The sequence below is a fragment of the Pseudonocardia wallangbongensis genome, assembly GCF_054486945.1.
In genome coordinates this window covers 50,912-73,333 of record NZ_JBRERS010000013.1, presented here as the reverse complement: position 1 = coordinate 73,333, position 22,422 = coordinate 50,912, and the positions used below count along the sequence as shown (strand labels likewise).

Sequence of the window (22,422 nt, the reverse complement as noted above, 5' to 3'; positions counted from 1 at the left end):
GGAGAACTGGATGTCGACGACGACGGACGCCATGGTCGCGGACCGCGAGTGGCTCCTCCACCTGGGCGGGGAGGCCCGGCAGGCGACCGGCGGCCGGACCTACGAGGTGGAGTGCCCCGCCACCGAGGAGACACTCGCGGTCGCGCCGGACGCGAGCGCGGAGGACGTCGACGCCGCCGTGCGGGCGGCCGCCGACGCCGCGACGGCCTGGCGCCGGGTCGACGCGCGGGAGCGCGGACGCAGGCTGCGCGCACTCGCCGAGGCGCTGCGTGCCCACGCCGGCGAGCTGGCCCTGCTCGACGCGCTCGACTCCGGCAACCCGGTCACCGCGATGCGCGGCGACGTCGGGTGGGGCGCCGAGGTGCTGGAGCTGTTCGCCGACTACGCCTCGCACCTCGGCGGGCAGACGATCCCCGCCTCGGTGGAGAACCTGCACTTCACTCGGCGGGTGCCGTTCGGCGTGGTGGCCCGGATCGTGCCGTTCAACCACCCGGCCATGTTCGCCGCCGCGAAGATCGCCGCACCCCTGATGGCCGGCAACGCCGTGGTGCTCAAGCCGTCGGACATCACGCCGCTCTCGGCGCTGCGGCTGGCCGAGATCGCCGCCGACGTCCTGCCACCCGGCGTGCTGTCGGTGATCACCGGCAACGGGCCCACCGCGTCGAGCGCGCTCGTGCGCCACCCGCTCGTCCGGCGGATCGGGTTCATCGGGAGCGAGCGGGTGGGCCGGATCATCCAGCGCGACGCCGCCGAGGTCGGCGTCAAGGGGGTCAGCCTCGAGCTCGGCGGCAAGAACGCGTTGATCGTCTGCCCCGACGCCGACCTGGACGCGGCGGCCGCCGGCATCGTCGGGGGGATGAACTTCGCCTGGTCGGAAGGCCAGTCCTGCGGTTCGACCTCCCGCGTGCTCCTGCACGCCTCGGTTGCCGACGAGGTGCTCGGCCGCGTGCTCGAGCGGATCGCCGCGATCCGGATCGGATCGCCCCTCGACCCGGACACCCAGATGGGACCGCTCGCGTCCCGGGCGCAGTACGAGAAGTCGCGGCGCTACATCGACATCGCCGCGGGCGAGGGCGCGGAGCTGGCCTACGGCGGGAAGCGCCCCGACGGGCTCGACCGCGGCCACTACCTGCAGCCGACGGTCTTCACCGGCGTGCGGCCGGACATGCGGATCGCCCAGGAGGAGGTGTTCGGGCCCGTGATGTCCGTACTCACCTACACCGACCTCGACGACGCGGTCACGATCGCCAACGGTGTCGACTACGGCCTCACCGCCAGCATCTGGACGCGGGACGTCTCCACCGCGCTGTCGCTGACCGACCGGCTCGAAGCGGGCTACGTCTGGGTCAACGGCTCGTCCCGGCACTTCTGGGGCGTGCCGTTCGGCGGCACGAAGTCGTCCGGGATCGACCGGGAGGAGTGCGTCGAGGAGCTGCTCAGCTACACCGAGATCAAGGCGGTGAACGTTCTTGTCTGAGCGCAACGGGGCCGACCTCGTCGTCGAGTGCCTCGCGGCCGAGGGCATCACGCACGTGTTCGGGCTGCCCGGCACCACGATCATGGAGCTGATCGACTCCCTCGCCCGGCAGGACGAGATCCGCTACCTCTCCACCCGGCACGAGCAGGTGGCGGGGTTCATGGCGGACGGGTTCTCCCGGGCCGGCGGGCCGCTCGGGGTGTGCCTGGCCTCCCGCGGGCCGGGCGCGGCCAACCTCGCCATCGCCGTGCAGAACGCGCACGACGAGTCGATCCCGATGCTCGCTCTGGTCGGGCAGGTCCCGACCTCCATCGTCGAGCGGCGCTCCTTCGAGGAGATGGACGTCGTGGCCGCGTTCCGGCCGATGTGCAAGTGGGCCGTCGAGATCCACCGGCCGCAGCGGATACCCGAGCTGTTGCAGCGGGCCGTCCGCACGGCCGTGACGGGCCGACCGGGCCCGGTGGTCGTGTCACTGCCGCTGGACCTGCTGCAGGCCGCCACCACCGCCGTCCCCGGCCCGAAGGTGCGGTTCCACCCGGCCGCGCCCGATCCCGCCGGGATCGCCGAGGCCGCGTGGCTGCTCGCGTCCGCCGAGCGGCCCGCGATCATCGCGGGCGGTGGCGCCCGCGAGCCGGCCGCCCTGATCGACCTCGCCGACGCCGCCGGGGCGCCGGTCGTCAGCACCTGGCTGCGCAAGAACGCCGTGCCGAACGGCCACCCGGCCTACCTCGGCCCGCTCGGCTACGGCGCGCACGACGTGTCCGACCAGCTCGTCCGCGACGCCGACGTGATCGTCGCGCTGGGCTGCCGGTTCTCCGAGTTCACCACCAAGCGCTGGACGCTCGTGCCCGCCGGGGCGCAGCTGGTGCACGTCGACATCGACCCGGACGAGCTCGGCCGCGTGCACCCGCCGCAGGTCGGCCTCGTCTCCGACGCCACCGCGGCGGCCCGGGCCCTCGCCGCCGCCGTCCGCCCGCTGGCGGACGCCGACCGCGCCCGCGCCGACCGGCGGCAGCGCCGCCGCGACACCCTGCGCAAGGAGTTCGCCGACGCCGCGACCCTCCCACCGGCCACCGCACCGGGTGCAGGGGTGTCGTCGGCGGCTCTGACCCGTGCGGTCCAGGAGCTCGCCGACCGGGACGGCACCGTGCTCGTGCAGGACGTCCACACGTTCGGCCCCTGGATCGCCCGGCACGTGGGCTTCGACCGCGCGGGCAGCTACCACGGCTCGGCGGGCGGGGCGATGGCCTGGGGCTTCCCGGCCGCGATGGGGCTGGCGATCGCCCGCCCCGACCAGCGGGTGGTGGCGCTCAGCGGCGACGGCAGCTTCTGGATGGTGGCCCAGGACCTCGAGACCTGCGTGCGCGAACGCATCCCCGTCGTCAACGTCGTGGTGAACAACTACGCCTACGGCAACACCCGCGACCGCCAGCGCAGCGCCCACGGCGGCCGTTACCACGGCGTCTTCCTGGACAACCCCGACCTCGCCGCGTACGCCCGCCTCCTCGGCGCCCACGGCGCCCGCGTCACCACCGACGCCGAGCTCCGGCCGGCGATCGAGGAGGCGCTCGCCCAGCCGGGGCCGAGCATCGTCGACGTCGTCCAGGACCGGATGGAAGGGCTCCCGCCGGGCCTGGTGCCCCCGTCGGCACGCTGACACGTCGGCCCGCGCCGGAGGTGGCATGGAGTGCCATGATCACGGCTTCGGTGCGTGGGCAGCCACATGTGGCCATGTGTGCACCCATCTGCTGATCAAGCCGATGGTCCGAGCGCCATGATCGGCGCGATCGGGACATGAGCTGCATAGGTGCAGTGCATGTCCCGATCCTGCTGATCACGACCACCACGGAGGCCACCTCAAGAGCCGGCTCGACGGGGGGACCGGGCACCACCCTCGATCCGCCCGCCCGCCGATCACCCCTGCAGTCCACGAGCCTCCCGGTGGCGACCCCGGGCCGTCGCCGACCGCGCCAGCCCCGGCGAGCCGCACACCACGGTCGCGACCACCACGCTGGTGTACTGCTCGGGCCGATCACGGGTCGCGAGAAGTACCCCAGCGCGGTCCCGGCCGCAGCCGAGTGCTGCTCGCATCGATCACGGGCCGCACCGCTGCGCGGCGCGAGCATTCCCCGAGGATCCGCTGCGGTGGGCGCGCCGTACCCGACCGGCCGCTACCGGCCCCACCTCCCGCCGCCGGCCTCGCGCGTGTTCGCTCCGGTTCGTCGAACCCCGTCGCCTCGGGTGGGTGCCCGGGTTGGGGGCACCACCGACCCCTGGGGTTGCGTCGGCGGCCGTCCCCGGCTGTCACGCACGCCAGTCCCCGACGAGACCGTCACCGCCGAGTGCGCGCGGACCATCCGGTGGTCCCGACCCCACCCGCATCACGGCTGCGGTGAGAGTTCGGGTGCGTTCCGCGGAACCGACCCGCGCGCGGGTCCACCGGCCCGACGTCGGACTACTGCGCCCCGGACAACTCGAACGCGGTACCCCGGGACGGCACGCAGCTCAGGGCGGGGGGTCGGTGCTGCGTTCGGGACCACCGGACAGTGGCGTGGGCACCCGACGGCGACGGTCTCGTCCAGAACCGCCGTGCCCCCACATCGGGGACGGCCGCCCACGCCACCCCGGGGGACGGTAGTGACCCCAACCCGGCCATCACCCTGACGAAGGAGACCTGCGCAACCCCGGGTGCCGGCAACGACACCCGGGACGGACCTGGAGGGCATCCTGTCCCGAGGTGACCGGGCCCGCCCACGAGAGACGAACCGCGGCGACGGCCCCGACACCTGATCAGTGCATCAGTTCCGAGGCCCGCTCCACCGTCGACCGCATGTGCTCCGCGATCCGCTTGACGTCGGCGCGCTGCAGCCTGCCCACCGGGACGGCGGTGTTGAAGGCGAGCCGCAACGTCGAGTGCTCCACGGGGAAGGCCACGGCGATCGAGGAGACCCCCTCCTCGCTCTCCTCGGAGCTGATGGAGTAGCCGCGCCGGCGGATGTTCCCGAGCTCCTTCTCCAGCGCGTCCCGGCTGCGGATCGACCGGGGTGTGAGTCCCGGCAGCTCGTCGGTCGGGTACAGCTGGTGCAGCGCCTCGGTGGTGAGCGTCGCGAGCATCGCCTTCCCGCTCGACGTGCAGTTCGCCGGCATGGACTGCCCGAGCCGCGAGGCCACCCGCACCGCCCGGGGGCTCTCGATCGCGTCGATGAACCGCACCGTGGCACCGTCGAGCACGGCCATGTGGACGGTCTCGGTGGTCTCCTTGTTCAGCTCCTCGAGGAAGGGGTGCAGCGTCTGCCGGACGTCGAACCGCTGCAGGATCGAGAACGCCACCCCGGTCAGCGCAGTGCCGGGCAGGTAGGCCTTCGACCGGCGCTCCTGCCGGACGAACCCCCGGTACTGCAGCATCGCGAGCAGCCGGTGGGCGGTGGACGAGGCCACGCCGAGGTACTCGGCCACCTCGGTGAGCCGCAGCTCGCTCCGCTCGCCCAGCAGCAGGAGGATCTTCAGGGCGTTGTCGACCGATTCGATCGGGTACTGCGGCCGGGGCGCCGATTTCTCCATAGCAGAAACAGTAGCTGACCTGCGCAGCCCGACCAGGGAAGACTCCGCAAAGGGGTGGTGTCGAAGCAAGAGTAATGTCGCAGATATGACGACGGCGGCGTACGCGGGCGCCACGCACCGCAGCATGCGCCGCGACGCGGTCCGCAACCGGCGCAGGCTCCTCGAGGCCGCCGGGGAGATCCTCCGGACCGACCCCGGCGCGGCGGCCATGCCGCTCGTCGCCGAGCGGGCCGGCCTCTCGGTGGCCACGGCCTACCGGTACTTCCCGTCGATCGACGAGCTGCTGGGCGCCTACCTGCACAGCGTGATCGTCCAGCTGCGCAACTACAGCCACGACTGCCCGAAGACCGGTGTCGCCCTGTTCGAGGACGTCGCGGCGGAGTGGGCGCGCCTGCTGCGCACCTACGGCACCGCGATGGTGCAGCTGCGCTCGCGGCGGGGCTTCCTGGCCCGCCTCCGGGGCGGCGACGAGCTGATCACCTCGGTACGCGACGCGTGGGAACGGCCGATCCGCAGCGTGATGCGCCACCTGGGGGTGCCCGACGAGCACTTCGACCACGCGCTGTTCCTGTACAACCTGATGTTCGATCCGCGCGAGATCCTCGACCTGACCGGTACCGGCCTGCCGGAGCAGGTCGCGCTGCGCAACCTGGCCCAGGCGTACTACGGAGCGCTCCGCGGATGGGCGCGGCTCAGCTGAACCGTTCGACGAGGTCGATCGCCAGCAGCACGACGAACAGTGCCGACGCGGCGCTGAGCAGGATGTTGGACAGCCACCCGGACCGGCCTTCCGGCGCGACCCGCCTCGAGTTCAGCAGCAGCATCAGCGTCACCCCGAGGAACGGCATGAACGCCGCGCCGAACACGCCGTAGACCAGCGTGAGCGCGAACGGGCGGTCGAAGAACAGCAGCGTCATCGGCGGGATCGTCAGCCACAGCAGGTACGCCCGGAACGGAACGCTGCGCTCGGCGGCCCTCGCCTGGTAGCGGGTCGCGTCCGCGGACTCCTCCTCGCCTGCGGCGCCGTGCGGGAGCCGGATGGTCCGCGTCCAGTCCGTGAAGAGCAGGCTCAACCCGTTCCAGGAGCCGAGCAACGAGGTTGTGGTCACCGCGAGGAACCCGACGAGGAACACGATCCGGGCCCACTCCCCGTACCGCTGACCCAGCTCGCTGCCGAGCGTGAGCAGGCCCTCGTCCCCACTGACGAGGTCCTGGCCGAGCAGGATCTCGGCGCCGACGATCAGCATCGCGACCACGAAGATCGCGGTCATGACGTAGCCGATCGTGTTGTCCAGCCGCATCATCGACAGCCAGCGCGGGCCGCTCCAGCCCTTCGCCATCGTCCAGTAGCCGTAGGCGGCCAGCGTGATCGTGCCGCCGACGCCGCCGATCAACCCGAGCACGTAGATCACCGAGCCGTCGGGGAGGCGCGGCACCAGGCCGTTCGCCAGGTCGAGGAGGTTCGGCGCGACGAGGATCGCCACGAACACCACCGCGGCGAACTTGATCAGAACCAGGACGGTGATGAAGTTCTCGAAGGCGTGGTAGCGCTGGGCCCACACCAGCGCCAGGGCGGCGACACCGGCGATCATCGCCCAGTAGCGCACGTCCAGGCCGCCGAACAGGGCGTTCAGCGGCAGCCCCACCGCCGACATCGCCACCGCCCCGTACACGAACCCGAAGATCGCGATGTAGATGCCGAAGAAGACGGTGGCCCAGTAACCCAGGCGGCGCCAGCCGTCGAGCAGGGTGATGCCCGAGGCCAGGTGCCAGCGGCCGACGCCCTCGGCGAGCGCGAGTTTGAGCGCGGCGCCGAGCACAGCGGCCCACAGCAGAACGGTGCCGAATCGGGCTCCGGCCACCATCGTCGAGACGAGGTCACCGGCGCCGACGCCGGTGGCGGCCGCGAGCAGGCCCGGGCCGACCTGCTTGACCTTGGCGCGGAAACCGACTGGCGGGGTGGCAGAGGTCGTTTCCGAAATGCTCATCCGCAGCTGCTCCTCGTTGCGCAGGCGATCGCACTTCCGCGCCCCGGAAACCGGGGGTGCAGTCTTAGTTCTACTCCGGAGAAGAGTCGGCCGCAGGCCGGAACATGTCAAGACCGAACCGTCCCGCGCCGCGGTCCGTGTAACGGTCCGGCGGCGCACGGCGCTGCCGGACCGGACGGTTCCGGGCGGCGCTCCCCACGCACCCGCCCTCCGTCCCGGAGAGGACGCGGTCGTGGAGAGGACGCTAGGACGTGTGCGTGCTGCCGCGGGCGACGTGATCGCACCGCGGGCCCCGGCGTTCCTCGACGAGGCACTGCGGGCCGCCTCCCGTGGCGACGAAGCGGGGTTCGTCGCCCTGTACCGCGACCTGCAGCCCCGGCTGCTGCGGTACGCGATGGCGCTGATCGGCGCCGAGGCGGAGGACGTCACGGCCGAGACCTGGCTGCAGGTGGCCCGGGACCTGCGGGGCTTCGAGGGTGACCTCGACGGGTTCCGGGGGTGGGTCAGCACGATCTGCCGCAACCGCGCGATGGACTGGGCGCGCACCCGGTCCCGCCGGCCCGCCGACCCGACCGAGACGCACGTGCTCGCCGAGCACCCGGACGCCGCTGACACGTACGGCTCGGCCGTGGAGGGGATGTCGACCCGGTGGGCGATGGCGCAGATCCTCGCGCTGCCGCAGACGGAGGCGGAGGCCGTGCTGCTGCGCGCGGTGGTCGGGCTCGACGCCCCGACCGCGGCCGCGGTGCTCGGCAAGCGCCCCGGCGCGGTGCGCGTGGCCGCCCACCGCGGCCTCAAGAAGCTGGCCAAGGCGATCGGCGACGACCGTTGGACCGGTGCGGGCGATGCGTAACGGTTCGCGCGGACACGGCGCTGGACGGCCCGAGATGCGCACCTCGAACCCGGACCGCCTGACCGCGGCCACCGCGGAGCAACTGCTCGACGGTGGCCCCGGCCCAGCCGGCCTCACCCGGCTCCTCGCCGCCGCCGCGGGCCCCGGCACGGCGAGCGAGCTCGCCGGCGAGACGGCCGCGAAAGCCGCCTTCGTCGACGCTCCCCGAGCGATTCCGCTCTCCAGCGCACAAGTCCGGAGACGCTCGATGCTCAGCACCGCACTCTCGAAGATCCTCGCGGCGAAGGCCCTCGCCGCCGTCGTCCTGTTGGCCGGTGCCGGCGGCGGCGTGGCACTCGCCGCGAACGCGTCCCAGTCGTCGTCCCCGACCGGAGAGACGTCGACGACGTCCACGGAGACGGACGGGTCCGCCCCGGCAGGTGACGACGCCGTCGACCCGGACGCGAACGCCGCCGGCCCTTCCCCCGAACCGTCCATCGCCGGCCTGTGCAAGGCGTGGGCCGCCGGCGCCACCGACAACCCCGGCAAGGCCGCGGAGAACCCGGCCTTCCGTTCGCTCATCGAGGCGGCGGGCTCGGAGGAGGACGTCCCCGACTTCTGCGCCGACCGCGAGCGCACCGACCCCGGCAGGTCCGACACGGCACCCGGCCACGCCGACGACGAACCGGACGCAGACCCCACGGACGGCCCCGGCCGGTCCGAGGGCCGCGGCACCCCGCCGACCGCCGCACCCGGCAACCCCGACCACCCGGCAGGCCCGAAGGCCGACCGGGCGAACCGGGGCGGTGCGGACACCGATCCGAAGAGCACCGACTCGAAGAGCACCGGCTCCAACTCCCGGGACAACCGGGACGGCGACCGCGAGGACGACTCGGAGAGCGGAAGGACCCGGTCCGAACGGGGAGGACAAGGGCGTGGCGGCGGCGAGTCGGCCGACCACCGCCAGAACGACTGACCGAGCCAGTCGTCCCGCCGTCTCGACGGCCCGGAGGGGCAGGACGACACCCGGAACGGGCCCCCGGCCTCTCCCCTCGGGGCCGGGGCCCGTTCACCTACCTACCGCGGGCCGATAGGAAGGCGGTCGGCGTGCCGCCGGTGAAGGTGCGGAACTCCCGCACCAGGTGCGACTGGTCCGCGTAGCCCGCCTCCGCCGCGATCCGCTCCCACCCCGGCGAGTCCGGCCGGTCGAGACTGCGCAGGACGCGGTCGAAGCGCACCAGCCGGGCCGCCGCCTTCGGGGAGAGGCCGACCTGCTGCGTGAACCGGGTGATCAGGTGCTTGTGGCTCCAGCCGACCTCGGAGGCCAGCCGGCCGATCCGCGCCGATCCGCCCGTCGCGGCCAGGATCTGGACGGCCCGAGCGACCTCCGGGGATGGCCGGGGCCCGCGGTCGAGACGCGCCAGCAGCAGCTCGTCCAGGATCGTGAACCGGCGGCGCCATGTGCGCGCCTCGCGCAGCCGCTCGGCGAGCAGGCGACCGTCCGCACCGAGCACGTCACACAGGTCGACGACGCCACCGCGCAGCTCGTTCAGCGGAACGCCCAGCAGCGTGTAGCCGGAGAGCGGGCTCAGCCGCATCTCGACGTACGAGGCCGCGCAGTCCCCGCCCGGCACCAGGTGCGCGTGGTGCGGGCCCTTCACGAACGCGGTGGGGCGGTGCGCGGAGTCGCGCAGCTTCACGACGACCGACACGGTCGCCGACGCCGGGATCACGAGGTGGCGCGGGAGCGTCTGCTCCACGAACCCGGTGTGGCGCCGCGCGAGGTGCGGCGCGAGCAGCGGGTGTGGCGCGCCGACGACCCGCGGCGACCGCAGCCGTTCCAGCTCGGCATCCTCCACCGCTCACCCTCCGGGCCCGCGAGGTGAACTTCGTTCAAGACAGCCTGCCAGGTCGGTTCCTATCGTGCTCGAGGTGCCGACCCGACCCGACGCCGACATCCGCCTCGACGAGGCCACCCGGGCGGCCGCCGCCGACGACTTCGGGCACCTCGTGCACCGGGTTCCGCACGCCGTGCTGCGCCCCACCTCCGCCCGGGACGTGGCCACGGGCGTGCGGTGGGCCGCCCAGGACGGCCGCCGGTTCGCGCCGCAGGGCCGCCGGCACTCGGTGTTCGGACGCGCGCAGGTCGACGGCGGGGTCGTCGCCGACATGACGGCGCTGCGGACCGTCCACTCCGTGGAGGACGACCGCGTGACCGTCGACGCGGGCGCGACCTGGCGCGACGTGCTGGCCGCGACCCTGGCCCGCGGGCGCGTCCCGGCCGGGCTCCCGGACTACCTGGACCTGTCGGTCGGCGGCACCCTCGCGGTCGGCGGTGTGGGCGCGCGGGTGTCGCGCTCCGGGGTGCTCGCCGACAACGTCCTCGACGTCGAGGTGGTGACCGGCCGGGGCGAGGTCGCCGGGTGCTCCTCGGGAGAGCTCTTCGACGCGGTGCGGTGCGGGCTCGGCCAGGTCGGCGTCGTCACCCGCGCGACGCTCGCCCTCGTGCCCGCCGCCCCGCGCGTGCGGCGCCACCTGCTGTCCTACCCGGACCTCGCCGCGATGCTCGCCGACCAGCGCCTGCTCGCCCGTGACGACCGGTTCGCCGCCGTCCAGGGCGCCGTGCTCGCCGACCCCGCCGGCGGGTGGACGTTCCGGCTCGACGCCGTCGCCGACGGGGACCCGGCGGCCGACCTGCCGGCCGGCCTGTCCGACGACCGGCGGCAGGCGCAGGTCACCACGATGTCGCAGCTGGACCACCTCGACCGGCTCGCCGGGCTCGAGCGGGCGCTGCGCGCGAACGGCCAGTGGTCGCTCCCCCACCCGTGGCTCACGACGTTCGTGGGGGATGCGCAGGTCGACACCGTCGTCGCCGCCGAGCTGGACCGGCTGACCGCCGCCGATCTGGGCCCCTTCGGCCAGGTCGCGGTGTCCGCGTTCCGCGGGCGGTCGGTCACCTGCCCGTTGCTGCGCCTGCCCGCCGACGACCTCTGCTTCACGTTCAACCTGATCCGGATACCGGCGGCCGCCGACACCGCCGCCCGGCTCGTCGCCGACAACCGGGCGGTCTACGAGCGGGTCCGCGCGGAGGGCGGCACGCTCTACCCGCCGAGCGCCCTGACGATGTCGCCCGAGGACTGGCGCCAGCACTTCGGGCCGGCCTTCGACCGGTTCGGAGCGGCCAAGGAGGCGTTCGACCCGGACGACGTCCTCACGCCCGGCTACGAGGTCTTCTGAGACAGCCTCCGATCGACGAGCACGGCGGGGATCGTGGCCAGCGCCAAGGCCGCCCCGATCCACGGGAGGGAGGCGATGCCGGCGCCGCTCCCGAGAGCGGCCCCGCGAACACGGGAACGATGCTGATGGCTGGTTCGGGCGCTGTGGTGGTGTCGGGTCGTCGGCCCAGCCCGTCGATGCGCGGGCATGATCCGAAGTTTCGGTTGCCCATGGCTGTCCACACGACCATGGACACCCGATACCTCGGATCTTGACGGGGAAGATCGCGGATATCGGTTGTCCATGGCTGTCGCCGCAGCCATGAACAACCGATACCGCGGATCACGAACGTGACCGCCGCCTCGCGGTCGGGTCTGCCTCGCCACGGGATCGGCTGCCCGTGGGCGCGCCGTACCCGGCCCGTAGCCCGACCGCCCCACCCCGTCGACCCGGCCCCGGGCGCGGCCACTCCCGTCCGGACCCGACCTCACCCCCGCCGGTGATCCGGTTGGCACCACCACCGTCCCCCGGGGTCACCGGGGACGGTAGTGACGCCAACCCGGCCACCTCGGACAAGCGCGAGGAGGGGACAGACACGGGGCCCACGCCCAGGACCGCGTCGACGGGATGCGGCCGTCGGGCTACGAGCCGGGTACGGCGCACCCACCGGCAGCGAATCCCTGGTCAGACCCAGCCGATGATCGTTTGCGCGTTCCGCGGAACACACCCCACCGCCTGAACAGGCTCGAACCGGGTGGGACATCGCGCCGACAGCACCCGCGAGCGTCACGGCCGGCCCGACCTCCGAACGCAACCCCGGACGGCGTCCACCAGCCGGACGCGAGGGACATGGGCCGGTGTCCGGCGCCGGCTGCTGGCCGCAGCCGGCGAACCCCACGCCACCAACGACGCTGCGCCGGACACCATCACGGACACCGGCTGTGTACTGGAGCGCGAAGGTGCCGTTCGCTCCATGCGGACTCAGGCGCGCACCGCCACGATCAGCTCGATCTCCACCGGCTGGTTCAGGGGGAGGTTGCTCGTGCCGATCGCCGAGCGGGCGTGCCGCCCGCGCTCGCCGAAGATCTCGACCATCAGGTCCGAGAAGCCGTGGACGACGGCGGGCTGGTCGTGGAAGTCGTCGTCGCTGTTGACGAACGCGAGCGCCTTGACGATGCGCTCGACCCGGTCCAGGTCGCCGAGGTGGTCGCGGATGCTGCGCAGCAGCTGCACGCCGGTGGCCCGGGCGGCGTCGTAGGCCTCCTCGAGGCTGACCTCCGCGCCGACCCGGCCCTTGTAGAGCAGGTTCCCGTCGTTGTCCGCGGGGCCGTGGCCGGAGACGAACAGCAGGTCGCCGTGCTGCACGCAGGGCACGAGGCCGGCGCCGCGCGCCACCTTGGTCGGCAGTTCGATGCCGGCGGCCTTCAACCTGTCGTCGATGTCGCCCACTACACGTCCTCCTTGGTTCTCATTCTCAGCAGTCGTTGCAGTTCGGCGAGGACGAGTTCGTCCTCGCCGGGCTGCAGGGTCTGCGGGTTGAGTGCGATGGCGCGCGTGCCGTCCGGGGCCACCGCGATCGCGGGGTCGTTGCGCCACAGCGCCCCGATGAGCTCGTCGCGGCTCCACCCCGAGTCCGGGCCGATCTCGACGATGGCCCGGCCGTGCGGCTGCCCGGCCTCGCTCGGGAAGCCCCGGCTGACCGTGATCCCGTCCAGCCCGGACAGCCCGGCGATCCACTTCTCGACCGACGCCTCGTAGGCCGCGATCAGCTCCGGCTCGTCCTGCTGCAGCGTCCACTCGACCGCGGCCAGGAGGCCGAGCAGCTCCTCCTTGCCGACCTTCATCCCGCGACCGAGGGAGTGGTTGGGTGCGCCGTTGGCCCGGGCCGCCGCGACCAGCCACTCCTTGCCGACCATCAGGCCGGTCGACTGGGGGCCGCGCATGCCCTTGCCACCGCTGAAGATCGCCCCGTCGGCGCCGACCTCCGTGGTGAAGTGCCACAGCGACGACACCGGCGGGATCTGCGCCGCGGCGTCGACCAGCACCGGGACCCCGGCCTTGTGGGCGATCTCCACGACCTGCTCGATCGGCAGCGCGCCGGCGGCGAAGTGTGCACCCGCGAACCACAGCACGCACGCCGTGCGGCCGTCGAGCGCCGCCTCCAGCTCGGCGGGTTCCGGCCCCACCTCGACGATCCGGACGCCGACCTGGCGCACCGCGTAGTCGTACGGGTTGCGCTGGTCGCGGAACATGACGACCGTCTTCTCACCGGTCCGGTCGAGGTAGGGCAGGTCCTCGATCACGAACGGCCCGCCCTTCGAACGGGCGATGCAGGCGATCACGCCGAGGGTGAGCAACGCGGCCGCACCGTTGGAAACGTACGCCGCCTCGTTCCCGGTGGACTTCGCCAGCCGGCGACCGACCGCCTTGCCCAGGTCGACGACGTCGACGAAGTTGCGGGCGGCCGCGGCCATCGCGGGCAGCACGGGCGGCGCCACGAGGGAACCGCCGAGCCTCGTCAGGGTTGCGGCGGCGTTCACCACCGGCCGCACGCCCAGCTCGGCGTAGACCTCGTTCTCGTACCTGTTGTCGGTGACGGTCATGCCGCCGCCCGGCTGAAGCGGGACATCGCGGGCACACCGAACCTGCCGGCGAGCCAGGCGTCCGCCGCGTCGTTGTCGGCCTGCCCCTCGTGGGTCAGGACGTACTGCTCCGCGCCCATCCGCTCGGCGAGCGTCGCCAGCGGGCCGGGGACCTCGACGCGGGCGGCCGCCGTGACGGCCGGCGCGTGCCGGTCCGCGTCGAAGAACGCCAGCGTCCGGCGCACCGCGTCGGCGTCGCCGGGGTGCGCCCGCAGGTGGTCCCCGAACTCGGCCGCCGGGTAGTCCGCGTCGGACTGCTCGCCGCCCCGGTACAGCAGCGCACCGGTGACCTGGAGCGCGGCGAAGACGGGGCGCCGGGCCGCGGTGAGCACCGCCAGGTCGTCCCCGGCGACCGCCACGCGGGACGCGTCCACCTCGGGCAGGCCGGTCAGGTACTCCGCCGCGCGCAGGCAGTCGGCGACGATCCCGCGGTAGACGTAGCCGGCCGCGTCGACGATCCCGTCGGTCAGCAGGCCCGGGTACGCGGCGGCGTACGGCGAGTCGGCGGTGCGCTGGCCGCGGTGCGCGATCGTCAGGGTGACGTACCGGAGGCGGTCGTTGTGGTGCGGCGGGTTGTTGACGCTGCCGTACCGCGGGGTGGTGAGCAGCCCGGGGAACGGCCCGTCCCCCGCCGGCACGCTGAGGTAGCCGAAGATCCGGTACGGGCCGAGGCTCGTGAGCCGCACCTCGTAGCCGGTGTAGTCGGCGGTGCACCGGCGCGGGACGCGCTCGAGCACCGGCCGGGCCGGCAGCGCGGCCAGCTCGGCGTCGACCGCGTTCCAGTACTCGTCGAACTCCGCGTCCGGGACGCTCACCGGACCACCCCCAGGTGCCCGGCCAGGAACGACTCGAGCTTCTCCATCGCCCAGAAGTTGCCGGCGTCGTGGCCGCAGCGCTCGTAGGTGAGCAGCTCCTTCTCGCACTTCATCGCCTCGTGCACCGCGAACCCCGTCTCCGGTGGGCAGACGTCGTCCTCCAGGCCGATGTACACCAGCATGGGGGCCTGGATGTTCGGTGCGAAGTTGATGCCGTCGTAGTAGCCGACGGACTGTGCGACCCGCTGCTCATGGTCGGGATGATCTCGCAGGTACTCGTTGATCTCTTCGTACGGGTAGGAGCGGGTGAGCCTCGCCGAGTCCATGAACCCGCAGAGGTAGGGTGCGCCGGCCGCGCCGCAGGTCACGACGTCGGGCAGCAGGGCGGCGGTGGTGATGGTGAGCGCCCCGCCCTGGCTGGACCCGTGCACGCCGACGCGGTCGGGGTCGACCTCCGGCCGGGTCAGCACCGCGTCGACGGCCCGCACGGCGTCGACGTAGAAGCCGCGGTACCCGTAGGTGTTGGGGTCCGCGATGTTGTCGACGAGGAGCCCCGGGTAGCCGGGGTTGAACAGCTCGTTCGACCGGAGCTTGCCGCGCGGCGCCACCGCGAAGGCGGCGTAGCCCTTCTTCGCCCAGCTCCGCGGGATGACCGGCTCGGAGATGTACCCGGGCACCAGCATCAGCACCGGGTGCGGCCCGGCCGCCCGCGGCACGGCGTACCAGCCGGAGATCCGCACGCCCTCCCAGCTGTCGTAGTGCACGTCGTAGACGGCGACCTCGTCGGTCGACCGCTCCGCCACGTACTCGAACGACGGCCGCAGCGGCACCTTCGCCACCTGCGTGAGCGTCGAGCCCCAGAAATCGTCGAAATCGTCGGGTCGATACACGTTCACCTGCGTCACAGGCTCTCCTGTTTCAGAACACTTGCCGACCGCGCGGCCAGCACCGCCCGCCCGTCGGACGGGTCGAACAGATGCACCTTGTCCGGGGCGAGGACGACCGAGACCGCCTCGTTGACCCGGCCGTCGTACGGTGCCGGTACGCGCGCCTTGACGAGCTCCTCCCCCAGCCGCACCGTGACGAGCACGTCGGCGCCGAGCAGTTCGGCCACGAAGACCTGCCCGCCCACGCCGCCCACGGCTGCGAGCTGCACGTCCTCGGGCCGGATGCCGAGCACGGCGTCCCGGCCGGACAGCTCGTCGACCGCCGAGGACGCGTGCCCGGGCAGCTCGACGGTGACCTCGCCGTGCCGGAAGAGCAGCCGCCCGCCGTCGCGCTGCACCTCGCCCGAGAGGAAGTTCATCGGCGGGCTCCCCATGAAGGACGCGACGAACAGGTTGGCCGGGCGGGCGTAGATCTCCTCCGGCGACGCGCACTGCTGCACGAGGCCGTCCTTCATCACCGCGATGCGGTCCGACATCGTCATCGCCTCGACCTGGTCGTGCGTGACGTAGATGAACGTCCGGCGCAGGTCGGCGTGCAGCCGTTTCAGCTCCGCGCGCATGGAGCCGCGCAGCTGGGCGTCGAGGTTCGACAGCGGCTCGTCCAGCAGGTACGCGCCGGCGTCCCGGATCACCGCCCGCCCGAGGGCGACGCGCTGCCGCTGCCCGCCGGAGAGCTCCTTGGGCTTGCGTTCGAGGAGGCTCTCGATGCCCAGCGAGGCGGCCACCTCACCCACCCGCGTGTCGATCTCCGCCTTCGGCACCCGCAGGTTGCGCAGCGCGAACCCCAGGTTCTGCGCCACGGTCTTGTGCGGGTAGAGCGCGTAGCTCTGGAACACCATCGCCACGTCGCGCTTGTTGGCGGGCAGGTGCGCCACGGGCGCGTCGTCGAAGAACACCTCCCCGCCGGACATGCGCTCCAGCCCGCAGATCATCCGCAGCGTCGTGGACTTCCCGCAGCCGGACGGCCCCACCAGCGTCAGGAACTCGCGGTCGGCGACGGTCAACGAGACGTCCTCGACGGCGACGACGCCGCCGAACTCCTTGCGTACGTTCTCCAGCCTGACTTCGGCCATCGTCTATCCCTTCACCGAACCGGCCGCCATGCCCTGCACGATCAACCGCTGGCAGATGAGGACCAGCACCAGCGGCGGCACCACGGCCAGCACCCCCGCCGCCGCCATCAACGTGACCTGGGTCTCCACGTCGGTGGCGAAGTTGGCGGCGATCACCGGGATGGTCTGCGAGCTGATGGTGCTGGTCATGAACAGCGCGAACATGAACTCGTTCCACGCCGTCATGAACGAGAAGATCGCCGCCGCCACGAGTCCCGGCGCGGAGATCGGGAGGAACACCGTCCACATCATGCGGAACCAGCCGCACCGGTCCACGCGCGCGGCGTCCTCCAGCTCGCGCGGGACCGTCCGGAAGTAGTCCTTGAGGATCCAGATCGTGATCGGGAGCGCGAACGTCGTGTAGGACAGGATCAGCGCGCCGTAGGTGTCGAGCAGGTCGAGCGCGCGCATCACGAGGTAGAACGGGATGATGATCGCGATACCGGGCACCATGCGCGTCAGCAGGTAGACGATCAGCAGCAGCTGGCTCCCGCGGAACTGGATCCGCGAGAACGAGTAGGCGGCGAACGTGCCGAGCACCAGGTTCACGACCGCCGTCGAGAACGCCACCACCAGGCTGTTCAGCACCGCGTACGGCGTGTCCGCCACCGCGTTCGACCCGACGAGGGCCTCCTTGGCACTCGGGTTCACGAAGCTGAGGTAGTTCTCCAGGGTGGGGTTGTCGGGCAGGAAGTGCGGCGGCACCGACGCGGCGTCCACCTCGTGCATGAAGCTCATGTTGACGATCCAGTAGAACGGCACCACGAGGTAGAGCGCGAAGCCGATCGCGAGTACGTAGAGGACGATCTTCTTGGTCATACCTCGATCCGCCCTCTCTGGTACAGCGTCGAGATGTAGCCGATGGAGATCACCAGCGTGACGATCGTGATCACCCACGAGTACGCGCTGCCGAGCCCGAAGTCGGTGTAGGTCAGCACCGTGCGGACGTTGAGCACGGCGATCACGTTCGTCGCGTCGCCCGGCCCGCCGCCGGTGAGCACGTAGATCGTGTCGAACGCCCGGAACGCGTTCATCGTCTCCAGGATCAGGACGATCAGGAGCGGGTGCAGCAGCCACGGCAGCGTGACCTGCGTGAACCGCTGGACGACCCCGGCCCGGTCGACCTTGGCCGCGTCGTACTGCTCGCTCGGGATCGTGGACAGCCCGGCGAGCAGGATGATCACGGTGAACGGGAGCGTGTTCCAGACCTGCGCAAAGGCTGTGATGAAGAACGCGCCGGTGGGCGAGGTCAACCAGGCCTGGTAGGAGTCGATGAGCCCCAGCTGCAGCAGCAGGCCGTTGAGCGCCCCGGTCTTCGCGTCGAAGATCGTGCGCCACATCAGGCCGTTCACCACGCCCGGCATCGCCCACGGCAGCAGCACGAGGCTGCGCAGCACGCCGCGGCCGAGGAACGTCTCGTTCAGCACGAGCGCCAGCGTCGTCCCGAGGATCACGGTCAGCCCGAGCACCACCACGACGAACGCGACGGTGACCCGCAGCGAGCTCAGGAACGTCGGGTCGGTGACCAGCGTGATGTAGTTCTGGAACCACACGAACCGTTCCAGCGCCGGCAGCTTCAGGTTGTACCGGTGCAGGGAGAGCCAGAACGAGTAGCCGATCGGGTACGCCACGAGCAACCCGATGACGATCATCGCGGGCGCGTTCAGCAGGTACGCGCGAGCGGTGTCGCCGAGGCCGCGCCGGTTTCCGGGTGGGGCGCCGGTTCGCGGCTCGGCGGCGCGCACCGCGGTGTCCGTCACGAGTACTTCTGCTTGAGCGACGCCACGTTCGCCGCCAGCGACTTGACGGCGTCGTCGGCGGAGGTCTGGTTGGACAGCAGCTGCTGCACGGTCTTCTGCTGCTCGTTCTCGTACTCGCTGTACCAGGGCTGCTTGATCGCCGTGCGCGGCCGGGCCAGGTCGGCAAGGCCGGAGTAGATCGTCGGGTCGGCGAAGGTGGCCAGGGTGGCCTGCACCTCGGGGTCCTGCTCCAGCTTCTTGAAGGGGAAGCCCAGGCCCTTCTTCTGGAACCAGTACTTCGCCGTGTACGGCTCGCCGTCGGTGAACCCGCCCAGGTAGGTCAGCAGCTTGAACGCCTTGTCCTGGACCTCGGTGTCCTTGGCCAGCGTGTACATGCGGGTGTTGCTGACGGTGCCGGTCGCGCTGCCGTCGAGGCTCGGGATGTAGGCGATCTTCAGCTTGCCGGCGGCCTGCGACCGGGACGGGTCGTTGTAGTCCCGCAGCGCGTACCGCGCGCCGACCGTGAACGCGTACCGCTCGGCCTTCATCGCGTCGTCGAGCGGCACCGGCAGCAGCTGGAGCACCGCCGGATCGATCACCTTGCTGACGGTGGCCGCCCGCTGCAGCCACGCGAAGACGTCGCGCGCCGTCGGGTCGGTGCCGTCCATGAGCGCGTTGCCGGCCTCGTCGAACAGGTTGCCGCCGCTGGCGAAGACGAGGCCCCACACCCAGGCCCACCAGGTGTCCTGCAGCTGCGCGGTGAGGCCGATCGGGAACTCCAGGATGCCGGCGTCCTTGATGCGCTGCGACTGCTGCTCCAGCTCGTCGAGGGTCTTGGGCGGAGCGGAGATCCCGGCCTTCGCGAGGATGGCCTCGTTGTAGATGAGGCACTGCGAGTCGGTGTAGTACGGCAGGCCGTACCGCTTGCCGTCGACCGTCATCGCCTCGGCGTTGGACGGGTAGATCCCGGCGTAGACCTCGTCGACGCCGGGCATCCCGTCGAGGGGCTGCAGGTACTCGGCGGCCACCCAGCCGGCGAGGGAGTCGTCGTAGGCGTAGAGGGCGTCGGGCCCCCCACCTGCGGTGAACTCGGCCACCGTCTTCTGCAGGTACTGGGCGCTGGTGATCGGCGTGTACTCGACGGGCGTGTCCGGGTTGAGCTGCACGAAGCGGTCCACGTTCTGCTGGACGAGGGCGGACTCGTAGTCCCAGCCGGAGAACTTCACCGCGCCGGAACTGTCACCGCCCCCGCCGCAGGCTGCCAGGACCGAACTCAGCGCGGGCAGGCTCGCGGTGAGTGCGCCGAGCTGCAGCGCCCGGCGACGGCTGAAGGAGGTTTGCGGCGTCATTGCTCGTCCTCTCCGATCGCCGCGGCGATCGTCAGCTGGTAGAGGTTGGTCGGTCTTCCCCTGCGGTTGGCCTGGGCACTGCCTTGCGGCACGGCCAGGCCACTCGCGGTCAACTTGCGGATCAGCCGGCGCCCACTGGGATCGGTGATGTGGAGCGCGTCGGCGAGGTCGCCCGGCGACAGCGGTCGCCCGGCGAGGTTCCGGTCGAGCGCCGCGAGCCGGGAGATCGTGGTGGCGGAGAGCCCCGCCCGGCGGGCCAGTCGCTCGAGATCGGCCCCGTGGTCGCGGTAGGTGAAGCGGAGCGGGACGGCGCCGGGCCGCAACGGCCCGACCGCCAGGCCGTCCTCGTCCATCAGGAAGCCGCACGGCGCGCCGGTCTGCTCGGCCAGTGCCACCGCCTTCTCGGCGAGCACGACGCACTTGCGGGCCGACGAGCCGAACCCGAAGCCGGCCGCCACGCGGATCGCGAGGGTCTCGTGCGCCGTGCCGACCGCGGGGAGCGCGGTCCAGTTGGCGGTGACCTCGTTGAAGAGCGCCCGGTGGGCCAGCACCGCCACGCTGCGGCTCCCCCGGGTGTCGACCCACGCGTCGGCGAACTCCGGGGTGTTGAGCAGCATGTTCAGCAGGCCGACGCGGGCGCGGTCGAGGTTGGAGTCCTTCTCGAAGTCGACCACCGAGAAGATGCCCGCCGCGAACGACAGCTCCTTGGCCCGCTGGGACTGGATCCGCAGCACCAGCTCGTGGAGCTCCGCGCGGACCGTCGACTCCAGCGGGATGACGTTGAGCATCCGGAACTTCCCGCCCAGGGCCCGGGTGACCTCGCTGCGGACCGTGATGACGTAACCGTCCGGATGCTCGGCCAGGAAGTTCCGGTGGAAGTCGATGATCTTGTCGTACGAGGTGTCCGCCGAGTACGGCAGGCAGGTGATCTGGTCCGGGTCGAGGCCCAGCGCCCTGCCCACGTCATCGACGATCGGCCGGTCGAAGGTGTCGATGCAGACCGGCCCCGGCGCCCACCCCTGCTGCAGGGCGCGACCGAGGGTGAGCGTGAGCTCGAGCGCCGCGTACCGGTTGATCGACAGCGGCAGGTCCGGCGGCAGCAGGTCCCGGCACGCGTCGTACGGCACGCGGCCCAGGAGGATCCCGTCCAGCTCGACGCGGTTCAGCAGCGCCTCGACCTTGGGCCGGATCTCGCGCTCCTGCTCGTAGATCACCAGCTCCAGCTGGACGCCCGTGAGCATGCCGCTCGCGATCGCCAGCCGAGCCTGGTGGGACGTGTGCAGGACGAGCCCGAGAGTCATGCGCATGCGAACACTACGATCCAGGTTCGTAAATAGTTCGTTTGACGGGTTCCGGGTACCGTGCCATGGCGCGCGAGGGTGGTCAATACCGCACGGATAACGCTGTGTGAACGGATCTCCGCGGTGAGAATGGGGCGGTGACCGCACACCGCATCGCCGCAGTCCAGCTCACCCCGGTCGCCTTCAAGGATCCGCCACTGCTCAACGCCGTCGGCGTCCACGAGCCGTACGCGATCCGCACGATCGTCGAGATCCGCACCGACGAGGGGCTCACCGGGCTCGGCGAGACCTACGCCGACAGCGCCCATCTCGCCCGGCTCCGCCGCGCCGCCGACCGGATCCCCGGAGTGGACGTGTGGGATCTCAACGCGCTGGCCCGCATCGTCGCGGAGTCCGTCGCGGGCGACACCGCGGGCGGAGGCGGGACAGCCGGGATGATCACCACCGCGAGCACGGTGGACCGGGTCCTCTCCCCGTTCGAGGTCGCCTGTCTCGACGTGCAGGGCAAGGCCACCGGGCAGCCGGTCTCCGCGCTGCTGGGCGGGGCGGTGCGCGACCGCGTCGACTTCTCCGCCTACCTGTTCTACAAGTGGGCCGGCCACCCCGGCTCCGAGCCCGACACGTGGGGCGCCGCGCTGGACCCGGACGGCATCGTCGAACAGGCCCGCCGGATGATCGACGACTACGGCTTCTCGGCGATCAAGCTGAAGGGCGGTGTCTTCGACCCCGACGAGGAGATCGAGGCGATCAGGGCGCTGCGCGCCGCGTTCCCCGACCACCCGCTGCGCCTGGACCCGAACGCCGCCTGGTCCGTGCCCACCTCCATCCGCGTCGGCCAGGGGCTCGAGGGGCTCGTCGAGTACCTGGAGGACCCGACCGCCGGGATCGAGGGCATGGCCGAGGTCGCCCGCAAGGTGTCGATGCCGCTGGCCACCAACATGTGCGTCGTCAGTTTCGCCGACCTCGATCCGGGCATCCGGCAGAACGCGGTGCAGGTCGTCCTGTCCGACCACCACTTCTGGGGCGGCCTGCGCCGTTCGACGCTCCTCGCCGGGATCTGCGCCACGTTCGGCATGGGGCTCTCGATGCACTCCAACAGCCACCTCGGCATCAGCCTCGCCGCGATGACCCACCTCGCCGCCGCCACGCCCAACCTCACCTACGCCTGCGACACCCACTGGCCGTGGAAGGACCCCGCGGAGGACGTGATCGAGCCGGGCGTCCTGGCGTTCGCCGACGGCGCGGTCGCGGTGCCCACCTCGCCCGGGCTCGGCGTGGAGCTCGACCGCGACGCCCTCGGTGCGCTCCACGAGCAGTACCTCGCCTGCGGCATCACCGACCGCGACGACACCGGCTACATGCAGCGCGTCGACCCGGCGTACGAGAGGCGCACCCCACGCTGGTAACTCGCCCTTCCGCCCGGTCCACGAGACCCTTAGCCTC

The 22,422-nt window shown here is 71.9% G+C and carries 19 protein-coding genes; 7 read left to right on the top strand and 12 right to left on the bottom strand.

Annotated features, from left to right (window positions below; all coding sequences use genetic code 11):
- Positions 1 to 10: 10 nt before the first annotated feature.
- Positions 11 to 1,477, top strand: coding sequence for an aldehyde dehydrogenase family protein (locus ACU436_RS34260; protein WP_459031212.1), 1,467 nt, complete (start codon positions 11 to 13; stop codon positions 1,475 to 1,477).
- Positions 1,470 to 3,134, top strand: coding sequence for a thiamine pyrophosphate-binding protein (locus ACU436_RS34255; RefSeq protein WP_459031211.1), 1,665 nt, complete (start codon positions 1,470 to 1,472; stop codon positions 3,132 to 3,134). The genes ACU436_RS34260 and ACU436_RS34255 overlap by 8 nt, the downstream gene beginning before the upstream one ends.
- A 1,133-nt stretch (positions 3,135 to 4,267) precedes the next feature.
- On the opposite strand, the gene ACU436_RS34250 is transcribed toward ACU436_RS34255, so the two are convergent.
- Entirely contained in the window at positions 4,268 to 5,038 is a 771-nt protein-coding gene (locus ACU436_RS34250) for an IclR family transcriptional regulator (protein WP_459031210.1), read from the bottom strand.
- 85 nt (positions 5,039 to 5,123) lie between these two features.
- On the opposite strand from ACU436_RS34250, the gene ACU436_RS34245 reads away from it, so the two are divergent.
- Positions 5,124 to 5,738: a TetR/AcrR family transcriptional regulator gene (locus ACU436_RS34245; protein ID WP_459031209.1), complete on the top strand. Its 615-nt coding sequence runs from the start codon at positions 5,124 to 5,126 to the stop codon at positions 5,736 to 5,738.
- Here the strand turns inward: ACU436_RS34245 and ACU436_RS34240 are convergent.
- On the bottom strand, positions 5,731 to 7,026 hold the full coding sequence (locus ACU436_RS34240) for an Nramp family divalent metal transporter (RefSeq protein ID WP_459031208.1): 1,296 nt from the start codon (positions 7,024 to 7,026) through the stop codon (positions 5,731 to 5,733). The genes ACU436_RS34245 and ACU436_RS34240 overlap by 8 nt on opposite strands.
- Before the next feature lie 253 nt (positions 7,027 to 7,279).
- On the opposite strand from ACU436_RS34240, the gene ACU436_RS34235 reads away from it, so the two are divergent.
- Positions 7,280 to 7,879 (top strand): RNA polymerase sigma factor, encoded by a 600-nt coding sequence (locus tag ACU436_RS34235; protein WP_459031207.1) that lies wholly within the window; start codon positions 7,280 to 7,282, stop codon positions 7,877 to 7,879.
- 34 nt (positions 7,880 to 7,913) lie between these two features.
- A complete protein-coding gene (locus ACU436_RS34230) occupies positions 7,914 to 8,834 on the top strand; it encodes a hypothetical protein (RefSeq protein ID WP_459031206.1) in 921 nt (306 codons plus the stop codon).
- A 97-nt stretch (positions 8,835 to 8,931) separates the two neighbouring features.
- Here ACU436_RS34230 and ACU436_RS34225 read toward each other — a convergent pair whose 3' ends face one another.
- Positions 8,932 to 9,717: a helix-turn-helix domain-containing protein gene (locus tag ACU436_RS34225; RefSeq protein WP_459031205.1), complete on the bottom strand. Its 786-nt coding sequence runs from the start codon at positions 9,715 to 9,717 to the stop codon at positions 8,932 to 8,934.
- 73 nt (positions 9,718 to 9,790) lie between these two features.
- Here ACU436_RS34225 and ACU436_RS34220 point away from each other — a divergent pair, with 73 nt between their 5' ends.
- On the top strand, positions 9,791 to 11,095 hold the full coding sequence (locus ACU436_RS34220; RefSeq protein WP_459031204.1) for an FAD-binding protein: 1,305 nt from the start codon (positions 9,791 to 9,793) through the stop codon (positions 11,093 to 11,095).
- 960 nt (positions 11,096 to 12,055) lie between these two features.
- Here ACU436_RS34220 and ACU436_RS34215 read toward each other — a convergent pair.
- Genes ACU436_RS34215 through ACU436_RS34175 form a run of 9 tightly spaced genes read right to left on the bottom strand, consistent with a single transcriptional unit; the run spans position 12,056 to position 20,985 of the window.
- Complete coding sequence (locus tag ACU436_RS34215; protein ID WP_459031203.1) at positions 12,056 to 12,523, bottom strand: RidA family protein; 468 nt, start codon at positions 12,521 to 12,523, stop codon at positions 12,056 to 12,058.
- Positions 12,523 to 13,677, bottom strand: a complete 1,155-nt coding sequence (locus ACU436_RS34210; RefSeq protein WP_459031202.1) for an aminotransferase class V-fold PLP-dependent enzyme — start codon at positions 13,675 to 13,677, stop codon at positions 12,523 to 12,525. The genes ACU436_RS34215 and ACU436_RS34210 overlap by 1 nt, the downstream gene beginning before the upstream one ends.
- Positions 13,674 to 14,531 carry an acetylxylan esterase gene (locus ACU436_RS34205; RefSeq protein ID WP_459031201.1) on the bottom strand — a complete coding sequence of 286 codons (858 nt, stop codon included), beginning with the start codon at positions 14,529 to 14,531 and terminating at the stop codon, positions 13,674 to 13,676. The genes ACU436_RS34210 and ACU436_RS34205 overlap by 4 nt, the downstream gene beginning before the upstream one ends.
- A complete protein-coding gene (locus ACU436_RS34200; protein ID WP_459031200.1) occupies positions 14,528 to 15,436 on the bottom strand; it encodes an acetylxylan esterase in 909 nt (302 codons plus the stop codon). The genes ACU436_RS34205 and ACU436_RS34200 overlap by 4 nt, the downstream gene beginning before the upstream one ends.
- A complete protein-coding gene (locus tag ACU436_RS34195; protein ID WP_459031199.1) occupies positions 15,433 to 16,551 on the bottom strand; it encodes an ABC transporter ATP-binding protein in 1,119 nt (372 codons plus the stop codon). The genes ACU436_RS34200 and ACU436_RS34195 overlap by 4 nt, the downstream gene beginning before the upstream one ends.
- Positions 16,552 to 16,554: 3 nt before the next feature.
- Positions 16,555 to 17,409, bottom strand: a complete 855-nt coding sequence (locus tag ACU436_RS34190) for a carbohydrate ABC transporter permease (RefSeq protein ID WP_459031197.1) — start codon at positions 17,407 to 17,409, stop codon at positions 16,555 to 16,557.
- A complete protein-coding gene (locus ACU436_RS34185) occupies positions 17,406 to 18,350 on the bottom strand; it encodes a carbohydrate ABC transporter permease (RefSeq protein ID WP_459031196.1) in 945 nt (314 codons plus the stop codon). Before ACU436_RS34185 ends, ACU436_RS34190 begins: the two co-directional genes overlap by 4 nt.
- Positions 18,347 to 19,678, bottom strand: coding sequence for an ABC transporter substrate-binding protein (locus ACU436_RS34180; RefSeq protein ID WP_459031195.1), 1,332 nt, complete (start codon positions 19,676 to 19,678; stop codon positions 18,347 to 18,349). The genes ACU436_RS34185 and ACU436_RS34180 overlap by 4 nt, the downstream gene beginning before the upstream one ends.
- The gene (locus ACU436_RS34175) at positions 19,675 to 20,985 is read right to left on the bottom strand and encodes a hypothetical protein (protein ID WP_459031194.1); all 1,311 of its coding nucleotides are present in this window, start codon (positions 20,983 to 20,985) and stop codon (positions 19,675 to 19,677) included. Before ACU436_RS34175 ends, ACU436_RS34180 begins: the two co-directional genes overlap by 4 nt.
- Positions 20,986 to 21,116: 131 nt before the next feature.
- Between ACU436_RS34175 and ACU436_RS34170 the strand changes: the two genes are divergently transcribed.
- Positions 21,117 to 22,385: a glucarate dehydratase family protein gene (locus ACU436_RS34170; protein ID WP_459031193.1), complete on the top strand. Its 1,269-nt coding sequence runs from the start codon at positions 21,117 to 21,119 to the stop codon at positions 22,383 to 22,385.
- Positions 22,386 to 22,422: the final 37 nt, after the last annotated feature.

Excerpts from the sequence above, each read along its gene's own strand:
- ACU436_RS34260 (WP_459031212.1), top strand. The coding sequence starts at position 11 with ATGTCGACGACGACGGACGCCATGGTCGCGGACCGCGAGTGGCTCCTC.
- ACU436_RS34250 (WP_459031210.1), bottom strand. The coding sequence starts at position 5,038 with ATGGAGAAATCGGCGCCCCGGCCGCAGTACCCGATCGAATCGGTCGAC.
- ACU436_RS34245 (WP_459031209.1), top strand. The coding sequence starts at position 5,124 with ATGACGACGGCGGCGTACGCGGGCGCCACGCACCGCAGCATGCGCCGC.
- ACU436_RS34240 (WP_459031208.1), bottom strand. The coding sequence starts at position 7,026 with ATGAGCATTTCGGAAACGACCTCTGCCACCCCGCCAGTCGGTTTCCGC.
- ACU436_RS34230 (WP_459031206.1), top strand. The coding sequence starts at position 7,914 with ATGCGCACCTCGAACCCGGACCGCCTGACCGCGGCCACCGCGGAGCAA.
- ACU436_RS34210 (WP_459031202.1), bottom strand. The coding sequence starts at position 13,677 with ATGACCGTCACCGACAACAGGTACGAGAACGAGGTCTACGCCGAGCTG.
- ACU436_RS34195 (WP_459031199.1), bottom strand. The coding sequence starts at position 16,551 with ATGGCCGAAGTCAGGCTGGAGAACGTACGCAAGGAGTTCGGCGGCGTC.
- ACU436_RS34190 (WP_459031197.1), bottom strand. The coding sequence starts at position 17,409 with ATGACCAAGAAGATCGTCCTCTACGTACTCGCGATCGGCTTCGCGCTC.
- ACU436_RS34180 (WP_459031195.1), bottom strand. The coding sequence starts at position 19,678 with ATGACGCCGCAAACCTCCTTCAGCCGTCGCCGGGCGCTGCAGCTCGGC.
- ACU436_RS34175 (WP_459031194.1), bottom strand. The coding sequence starts at position 20,985 with ATGCGCATGACTCTCGGGCTCGTCCTGCACACGTCCCACCAGGCTCGG.